The sequence below is a fragment of the Rubripirellula obstinata genome, from assembly GCF_001642955.1.
Taxonomy (GTDB): Bacteria; Planctomycetota; Planctomycetia; order Pirellulales; family Pirellulaceae; genus Rubripirellula; species Rubripirellula obstinata.
Window position 1 is genome coordinate 1 of record NZ_LWSK01000174.1, and the last position, 8,785, is coordinate 8,785.

An 8,785-nucleotide genomic window follows, 5' to 3' on the forward strand; every position below is an offset into this window, starting at 1 on the left:
AGGGTTTCTAAATCGTTTAACCGCGTGGGCATCGCCCCGCGCGTCCATGCAGGGCGTAACGCGCGGGGCGATGCCCACGCGGCTAAACGAACTAATCCGTGTTTTACTGGACCAAAACTCTTCACGGCGTTGGGGATCGCCCCGCGCGTCCACGCGGGGCGAAACTCACTAGCACGTTTTTTCCGGGACCGAAATTCTTCACGGCGTTGGGCTACCATCCGGTTGCTGGCCGTCTTGTCGATTAAATCAATACTCAAGCGGTAATGGGCATCCACTGGCCGTAAGGTCTCGGGCAATGTGGTAGGCCCGGCCGCTTACGCGTCGCGGCTCACGTTGATCGACAGGTTGTTGCGCACTCGGGGAATGTGGTAGGCCCGGCCGCTTACGCGTCGCGGCTCACGTTGATCGACAGGTTGTTGCGCATTCTGGCAAAAAGTAGGCCCGGTCCGTGGCTAGAGATGCGAACCTTCCGTACAGCTATAAAAAAAGGCGAGGCCGACCCCGAAGGACCGACCCCGCCTCGCACGGGGGGACGCTTAATATCTTGGTGTTTGTCATGCTGTCGTCTGCGTTCCCTCGACACAAACAAGACTAGTTCGACTGCCGGCCGAGTGAGAGGTTTTCGTGACCCGATTTGTAAAAATCGCCCAACCGGCCTGCAAAACCCTGCTGATTGTGCGGTTCGCATCGATTATTCCAGCATTTCGGCCAATTTCGATCCGTCCAGAGCCTCTTTCCTGCCATGAACAACTCATCAACCGAGCACAACGAAACGCTGGACGTCATCGCCGTGGGGGCTCATCCCGACGACGTCGAAGTGGCTTGCGGTGGAACGCTGGCGAGCCTGGTACGTCAGGGCTATCGAGTCGGGATTGTTGATTTGACTGACGGCGAACCCACACCGAATTGCCCAAGCCCCGCCGTGCGGATCGAAGAGTCGCAGCAAGCGGCAAACGCCCTTGGCGTGGCCAAACGCATCCAACTAGATTTGCCCAACCGAAAGCTATTCGATGCACCCGAGCCGCGAATTGCGCTGGCCAAGGTTTTTCGCCTGTACCGTCCGAAGCTGGTGATTGGATTTGGCGACAAAACGCCCATGGCATCCCCGGATCATTGGCAAGCGATGCAAATCACCGACGGAGCGATCTTTTACAGTCGGTTATGTAAATGGGACGACCCATTCGACGGATTACCGCCTCACACGATCGACCGGCACCTGTATTTCCGAATGGCACTGGAACCCGATTCGATTCCGTACCTGTCGCATCACATCACCGTGGACATCACAGAAACGCTGGATGCAAAGATCAAATCGGTTGCGTGTTATCAAACTCAGTTTGCCCATCGTCCTGGCATCATCGACCGAGTCCGCGCCGCCGCGATCGTGACCGGATCCGCCGCAGGCGTGCAGTACGCCGAATCCTTCGCCGCCGCCAAACCCTTCGCGGTACAAGATTTGATGAAAACCGTGATTGATCCCGTGTAGTCCGGAACAAGTCGTAGGCCGGAACAAGCGCAGCGAAGTTCCGGCAATTGCACAACCGATCACACAATTGCCGGAACTTCGATCGCTTCTCATTGACCGCTACCCTGTGAACGGCGTCGCAAGAAGGCTTTGCCTGGGCTGATGAAAATGTGTCGCTGTCAACTTGTCACGACCCTTGAAAGTAGGCCGTAGCGAGCCATAGCGAGTTACGGCGGTGCGCGAATTGCCGTAACTCGCTATAGCTCGCTACGGCCTACATGCTGGCGATCAGGGAAATATGCCGTTGCCACAATGCTTTACAGCGCTGCAGTTTGTGTTGTCGGCCATGGTGCAGCTTGCCCAATTTGCTGCGTCGCAATGATTTTCATCAGGCCAGGCGATGCGCACGCGGTTAAACAGTCAAGGAACCATTCACGGCGTTGGGCGACGACCTGTGAACGGCGACGCATGAAGGCTTTTCTCAATGCCTCCTTTCGCCTTTAAAAGAGGTCGTTTTCATCGAAATGTTTCAATTTTCGTCAGGTTTGTTCGGGCTTGCGGAAAGTGAGAATTCCGGGGGTTAGAAAGAATTAGTGTATTTCTTGAACCCTTTAGGGAAAAAAGGGGTTGTTTGGTCGCGGAAGTTAGGTAATTTGGATCTCCGCTGAAACCGCTTTCAAGCTGCCGTGGGCAGTGAATGCTTCTGCGTTGAGACGACTTTCTTTCTTTTCCTTGGAGAAACCCGATGAAGTACACATCTTTGGTTGCGATTTGCGTCGTTGCAGTCGCTTGCACCATTCAGACAGCCTCTGCAGCCGTGATCTACTCCGATACGTTTTCGCGAACGACCGGTAGCGGCGATGGAAATGGAAACCCGGCCGGTACAGGAAACGGAGCTTCCGACTGGGGATCAGCCGATAACGGCGCTGGCGGAACCGCGACGGCTGCTTGGAGCGCCGGGCGAAACGGAGGCCTAACGGGTGGAGCCCAGTTCACGACCAACGGCACTCGTGCCCACCTTTTCTCGGGTGCAGCCCACACGACTTTCAATGCGGCAACGTCAGCTCCAGCCGGCTTTACTGTCGCCTTCGACTTCAGCCGTATTGACACAGGCGTCGTTGCTGCCCCATCCAACGGTCTTCTAGCGGTTGGCACAGGGTACGACGAAACTGTGAATGAGTTTAGCCCGTTCGAGGTGTCAGGAAATTCGCAGTTTGCGGTTCTTTTTCAACAGGCCAATAATGGAAATGCTGCCAACGGCGAAATCTTTGTGGATGGCACTTCTCAAGGCACCTTCGACTACCTTGATCCAGTCGCTGAGCATAGCGTGCTACTGAGCTTCATCCCTACGACCGCCGGAGCTTATGGCGCAACCGACGACATCGCTGCTTCGGTTACCGTCAATGGTGCTTCCGTGTTCAGCGGGACCGTCCAAGGCGGCGCAGATTTTGGAGATCTGGGTTTTGCGACCAATCTCTTCACAGCTCCCTACATCGACAACTTGGTCGTCACCGCAGTGCCAGAACCTGGCAGCGCGATCGCCCTTGCATCATTGGCATCGGTGGGTTTGCTGCGACGCAAACGCAAGAGCTAGCCCATCATGGCCTGCGGTCGAGAAAGTCTCGATGACTTTCGGTGATTGGTGGACTTACCTACCGTTCCAGACGAGCGTTTGCTACTTGGCAAACGCTCGTTTTTTTATTGCCCTAAAACCGCTTTCAGGCTGATGCAATCTGAACCGCCTACGACCTTTACTTTTAAGAACCTAGGCTAGCCAGGGCATGACGCAGGAGCGTGATTTCCTAACCACGCACGAAATTTCAAGAAACCGGTTACAACTCTATTGGACGCCATGATTTCATTTTCCAGACGTTGCTGCTTCACGTTTCTCGTTGCCTGCTTGTGTCTGCCAGGAATAAAAACGGCAGTCGCTGAGACCAAGCAGGCGTCTTGGTTGGGCGCGAGTGAACCTTCGCAGGCGAATCAATGGATTGCCTTTCGAGCCTCCGTCAACGTGTCGCAACCAAACAGTTCAATTGCAGCAAGTGATGATCCGATGATCGCCCGCATTGCCGCCGACTCGAAGTATTGGCTTTGGGTCGATGGTGAGCTTGTTGTCTTTGAAGGTGGGTTGAAGCGTGGGCCTAGTCCAACCAGCACGTATGTTGACCACGTTGATTTGGGGCAATGGCTAGAACCCGGCGATCACTCGATTGCTGTTTTGCTTTGGCACTTTGGCAAAGAAGGATTTAGCCACAAGAACAGTGGCGAAGCGGCTTTGCTTTTTGACTTGCCTGAAGCAATTTCTGTCCAGTGGAAAGCTCGAATCCATCCTGCGTTCGGGAACACGGATGCGCCCCATCCCAATTTCCGGCTTCCTGAATCCAACATTCGCTTTGATGCGGCCAAAGATCTGACCGGTTGGACGCAACCGAACTTTGATGATTCGGATTGGCCTGATGCTGTTGTCAAAGGCGGCGAAGGCGATCAGCCCTGGGGCGACTTGGTCCAGCGACCGATTCCTCAGTGGAAAGATTTTGGAATTCAAGCGTACGTCAACGAAAAAGATCTTGCGCTGCCGCGCATCAGCGACGGAGAACTGATCAAGGCAAGGCTTCCCTACAACGCTCAGGTCACACCGTTGCTGACCGTCAAGTCGGATGCAGGGAAGCTGATTCAAATTCAGACCGATCACTACCGCGGCGGCGGTCCGCCCAACGTTCGCTGCGAGTATCTGACCAGGGATGGCGAACAGACTTACGAGAATCTTGGTTGGATGAACGGACATGAAGTTCATTACCAAATTCCCGCGGGCGTTGAAATTGTCTCGCTCGGCTATCGCGAAACCGGCTACGCGTGCGAGCCAACGGGCACGTTCGAGTGCGATGACGAATTCTTAAACAAGCTTCGAGTCAAAGCCAACCGCACGCTTTACGTCACAATGCGAGACACGTATTTCGATTGCCCGGACCGCGAGCGTGCGCAGTGGTGGGGCGACGCTGTTTTGGAACTGGGCGAATCGTTCTACGCGATGGATCGACGCAGCGACCTGCTGGCCCGCAAGGGAATCTTGGAATTGATGGCTTGGCAGCGTGACGACGGAACCATTTTTTCCCCCGTGCCAGCAGGCAACTACAAAGACGAATTGCCGATGCAAATGCTGGCGTCGGTCGGCCGTTACGGATTCTGGACCTACGCATTGCACAGCGGAGATCTGGAAACGATTCGCGAAGTCTATCCGGCGGTTCGCCGCTATTTGCATGTCTGGAAGCAGGGCCCCGATGGGCTGGTCATCCCGCGTAGCGGCGGATGGACTTGGGGTGACTGGGGAAACCACAAGGATATGAATCTGCTGTACAACGGTTGGTATTACCTGGCACTAGACGGACAACGGTTGATGGCACAAGAGCTAGGGCTAACATCAGAGATCAGGCCGATCGAAACCAAGATGGCTCGGCTTAAAAAAGCGTTCAACGAAAAGTATTGGACTGGCAATCAATACCGTTCGCCTGATTATTACGGAGCCACCGACGACAGGTCGCAGGCATTGGCGGTAGTTTCAGGCATCGCCGGACCGGAAAAGTACGACGCGATCGCGGAGGTCTTGAAAGTGCAGCGGGAAAGCAGCCCGTACATGGAAAAGTATGTGATGAAGGCTTTGTACCGAATGGACCGTCCTGAACAAGCGATCGAGCGGTGCAAGCAACGGTACAAGCCGATGGTGGAAAGCGAGATCACGACACTGTGGGAAGGTTGGGGCATCGGGTCGGCTGGCTACGGCGGCGGGACGACCAATCACGCTTGGTCGGGCGGGCCGCTGACGATCATGTCGCAGTTCATGGCCGGAGTTTCACCCACATCGCTTGGCTACAAAACCTTTGACGTTACACCTCAACCGGGACCACTCAAAAAGATCGACTGCGTGATTGATTCCGCAGCGGGACAGATCTCGGTCAAGATCGACAGAAACGATTCGGGCCAGTCGCTTCGCCTAACGTCACCACCTGAAACGATCGCGATTGTTCGTATTAAGCGAAACGAGATCGCGAAGATCCAGGCAAACGGAAAAACGGTTTGGCCGAAACCGCAATCGGACGCGGATAGCGAAAGCGGAATCAAGCTTGTCAGCGAAGACGATCAATTCGTCTGCTTTGAAGTTTCCGCTGGCGTTTGGTTCTTTGAATCAACTCGCTGAACAAAATTCAGGACCATCGATGATGCCGGTGCGACCATACCGCTGTGATCGAAACCTTTTAGCTCTCGCAGTTCGACTTCGCTGTGTCCTGCCACTTTTAGCATTCGTGCGAAGTAGGCATTTTCCTCGTAGCGTCCCAGCATCTCTTTTTCGCGATCACCCGTGATCAGCAAAATTGGCGGCAGCGGCTTGCTGAGCACGTGATACAAGGGAGCCATCTGGTCGACGACCGGTTGCCGTCCGTCGATGCCACGTTCCTTGCGAACGTTAAAGTGGGTGATGGCGTGCCCGCTAAGCGGAATCAGTCCCGCCAAATCGCTCGGCTTTCGCTTGTGGGCGGCAAGGTATTTAGCGTTCAGCCCAACCATGCTGGTCAGGTATCCGCCTGCGGAATGGCCGCTCAGAAAAACCCGATCTTTTGATCCGCCATAGTCCTGAATGTGATCAAGCACCCAGGCTACGGCCGCGGCCGCATCGTCGATGCAGACTTCGCTGCGCACCTTGGGGCTTAGCCGATAGTCAGCGGTCGCAATCGCGATCTTGTTTTGCACGAAGCCTCTCGGAATTGACCGTTCACCACCAGTTAGGCCGCCACCGTGCAACCAGACGATCGTTGGGTAGTCGGCATTTCCGTCGCCATTGATTGACGTTGGGTAAAACAGATCCAAACGACAGAGCTGATTGACCAGCGGGTCGTCGCTGTCACCTCGATACGCGATGTTTCGGGCAACGCTTGTTCGGGAAGACTGCGTGACCTCTTCGGCAGTCGCATGAATCGAAACAACACCTAGCGACACGACCAAAAACAGGTTTCTAGAAAGCATGACGATTGGACGATAAGAGGATTGTTTGGCCGAGCGAGGCGTTGTTCCGGGCTAATGGTTCCGGGCTCATTGTTCAGGGCTTATGGTACTTCAATGTGAACGCTGAGTGCGTTCTTAGTCGCCGACGTTTTTGCGTCCCGCGAGTTTCGTGCTGCGTGGACGCGCGGGGCGATGCCCACGCGGTTAAACAGTCCAGAAACCGTTCACGGCGTTGGCCGGGACAGGTTTGGCGCTGTTCCGGTAATGTGGTGCGCTACTATGCAATTGCCGGAACTGCGCGGAGCTTGTTCCGGCCTACGTTTATTCTCAAAACGTTCTTGCTACCTTGTTTCACCGCGAATGCTTAGCTCGTTTTCGATTTCTTGCATCAGCTTGGCGTTGAGCGGATAGAAGAACATTGAAACGGCTGCAGTCAAGAAAAATGCCGCTGGTATGAGGCTCATCATCAATTGGATGCCTGCTTTTGTTTCGGGTGTTTGGATTTGGAAATCGCCATCAACGGGTGCTTGGTACAGGAAGTAGCTCAGCAAGAATGCGGCGAGTCCAGCGCCGATCGACGCACCTACTTTCTGAGCAAACATGGCTGCTGAAAAAATTAGCCCCGTCGCTCGACGATTGTTTTTCCAGTGCGAGTAATCGGCGGAGTCGGCGTACATCGACCAGAGCAAGACTGCCACCGGGCCAACGGTCAGCGACGAAGCAATCTGTAGCACAAAGATCGGGACCAAGTCGCCTGGGCGAAGAAAGAAGAAGGTAAATGTTGCCAGCGCGTTGATCAGAACGCAAACTAAAACTGTGTTCCGTTTTCCTAGCCTGACCGCAAACGGTTTCGCGATCAGCATGCCGGCCATCGCCGAAAGAGTTCCGCAGATAAAAAACGACGGTGCCAAATCGGCTCGTTCGCAGAAGTATTTTAAGTAGAACAACGCCACGCTGTTCCGCACGAAGGCGCCCAGCATCAGCGGCAACCCGAACCCGAACAAACTTAGCCAAGCAGAGTTTGACAATAGATCCGTGATATCTTGTCGAAACGTTGACTTATTAAGTTGGCTTGAACTGGTGGGCTTCCAGTCGGGCAGCGCGACCCGTTCGCGGGTGCTCCAGAATGAGATCCAAAACAGGATGATGCTGAGTATCGAATAGAGAACGATTGTCCAGAAGAAACCGTCGGCTTCGTTGGTCCCGCCAAACCAGGCGACCAGGTCCAGCGTAAAGTAATGAACCGCAAGAGCACCGCTGAACGCGAACACAAAACGGTACGTCGCCACGCTGGTTCGCTGAATTGAATTCGGCGAAATCACTCCCATCAACGCACCGTAGGGAGTGTTGATAAACGTGTAGCAAACCATTGCCAAAACATAAGTCGCGTAGGCGTAGATGAGCTTGCCGCTATCGGTCAGGTCGGGACACGAAAACATGGCGATGGCCGCAATCGCCATCGGGATGGGGCCCCACAACAAATAGGGCCGAAATCGCCCCCAGCGTGTTCGTGTTCGGTCTGACAAATAACCGACCAACGGGTCGCTAACCGCATCGACCGCTCGAGTGATCAAGAACAGCGTTGCGACTTTGGCGGCCGAGATCCCAAAGACATCGGTGTAAAAGTACAGCAGATAGAACTCGAACATCTTCCAGAAAAGATTGCAGGCACCGTCGCCGAGTCCATAACCAATCTTTTCGCCGACGGAGAGACGCGAATCGGGCGAATCATTCATGCAGTCTTCTTGACGGTGTTTTTTTAGGAATGGTCACGAAATTACTTCCGCGTTTGAAAATCTCTGTCGCAGCATGACCCGCCAGGCTGACGCTGTGAAGTATTCCTAAACCGTTAAACCGCGTAGGCATCGCTCAACGCGTCTTTTCAAAACCGTTTAACCGCGTGGGCATCACCCAACGCGTCTTTTCCAAACCGTTTAACCGCGTGGGCATCGCCCCGCGCGTCCACGCGCGTCGAAACGCGCGTCGAAACGCGGGTCGAAACACGCGGGGCGATGCCCACGCGGTTAAACAACCTAGGAACTCTTCACGGCATTGGGGCAATGCCCAGGTGCCACTTACGATAGCCCCGGACGGGGCGGCAGCACGGTGCCGTGGGCCTTGGCCCACGGGAGCCAAATGCAGCAAAATCCCGAGCCCCGGCAGGCAACGCTATGAAGCATTTTGGCACCGAAAATATTGGGGTTTTCATTTTCGTGGGAACATGAAAAAAGCCAGATTCCCCCCACACCAACTGAAACGCTTCAGTCAGAAAGGAATCTGGCCATGTCTCGTAAGCAATCTCGATCCCGACGCTCTCGCAAC

The 8,785-nt window shown here is 54.7% G+C and carries 5 protein-coding genes; 3 read left to right on the forward strand and 2 right to left on the reverse strand.

The genetic code is table 11. The annotated features are described in order from the left end of the window. Window positions 1-742 precede the first annotated feature (742 nt). The 3 genes from RC85_RS23760 to RC85_RS23770 all read left to right on the forward strand — a co-directional run bounded on the left by RC85_RS23760 (window position 743) and on the right by RC85_RS23770 (window position 5,660). Window positions 743-1,486 (forward strand): PIG-L family deacetylase, encoded by a 744-nt coding sequence (locus tag RC85_RS23760; protein ID WP_068267237.1) that lies wholly within the window; start codon window positions 743-745, stop codon window positions 1,484-1,486. A 724-nt stretch (window positions 1,487-2,210) separates the two neighbouring features. Beyond that, entirely contained in the window at window positions 2,211-3,059 is an 849-nt protein-coding gene (locus tag RC85_RS23765) for a PEP-CTERM sorting domain-containing protein (protein WP_068267238.1), read from the forward strand. Window positions 3,060-3,317: 258 nt separating this feature from the next. Next, a complete protein-coding gene (locus RC85_RS23770) occupies window positions 3,318-5,660 on the forward strand; it encodes an alpha-L-rhamnosidase-related protein (protein WP_068267239.1) in 2,343 nt (780 codons plus the stop codon). Here RC85_RS23770 and RC85_RS23775 read toward each other — a convergent pair. Further along, window positions 5,603-6,484 carry an alpha/beta hydrolase gene (locus RC85_RS23775; protein WP_068267240.1) on the reverse strand — a complete coding sequence of 294 codons (882 nt, stop codon included), beginning with the start codon at window positions 6,482-6,484 and terminating at the stop codon, window positions 5,603-5,605. The two genes, RC85_RS23770 and RC85_RS23775, sit on opposite strands and share 58 nt — an antisense overlap. Window positions 6,485-6,804: 320 nt before the next feature. Further along, a complete protein-coding gene (locus RC85_RS23780) occupies window positions 6,805-8,199 on the reverse strand; it encodes an MFS transporter (protein ID WP_068267241.1) in 1,395 nt (464 codons plus the stop codon). Window positions 8,200-8,785: the final 586 nt, after the last annotated feature.

What these genes read in the sequence shown, in the direction of transcription:
- RC85_RS23775 (WP_068267240.1), bottom strand. Translation starts at nt 6,484, where the DNA reads ATGCTTTCTAGAAACCTGTTTTTGGTCGTGTCGCTAGGTGTTGTTTCG.
- RC85_RS23765 (WP_068267238.1), top strand. Translation starts at nt 2,211, where the DNA reads ATGAAGTACACATCTTTGGTTGCGATTTGCGTCGTTGCAGTCGCTTGC.
- RC85_RS23760 (WP_068267237.1), top strand. Translation starts at nt 743, where the DNA reads ATGAACAACTCATCAACCGAGCACAACGAAACGCTGGACGTCATCGCC.
- RC85_RS23780 (WP_068267241.1), bottom strand. Translation starts at nt 8,199, where the DNA reads ATGAATGATTCGCCCGATTCGCGTCTCTCCGTCGGCGAAAAGATTGGT.
- RC85_RS23770 (WP_068267239.1), top strand. Translation starts at nt 3,318, where the DNA reads ATGATTTCATTTTCCAGACGTTGCTGCTTCACGTTTCTCGTTGCCTGC.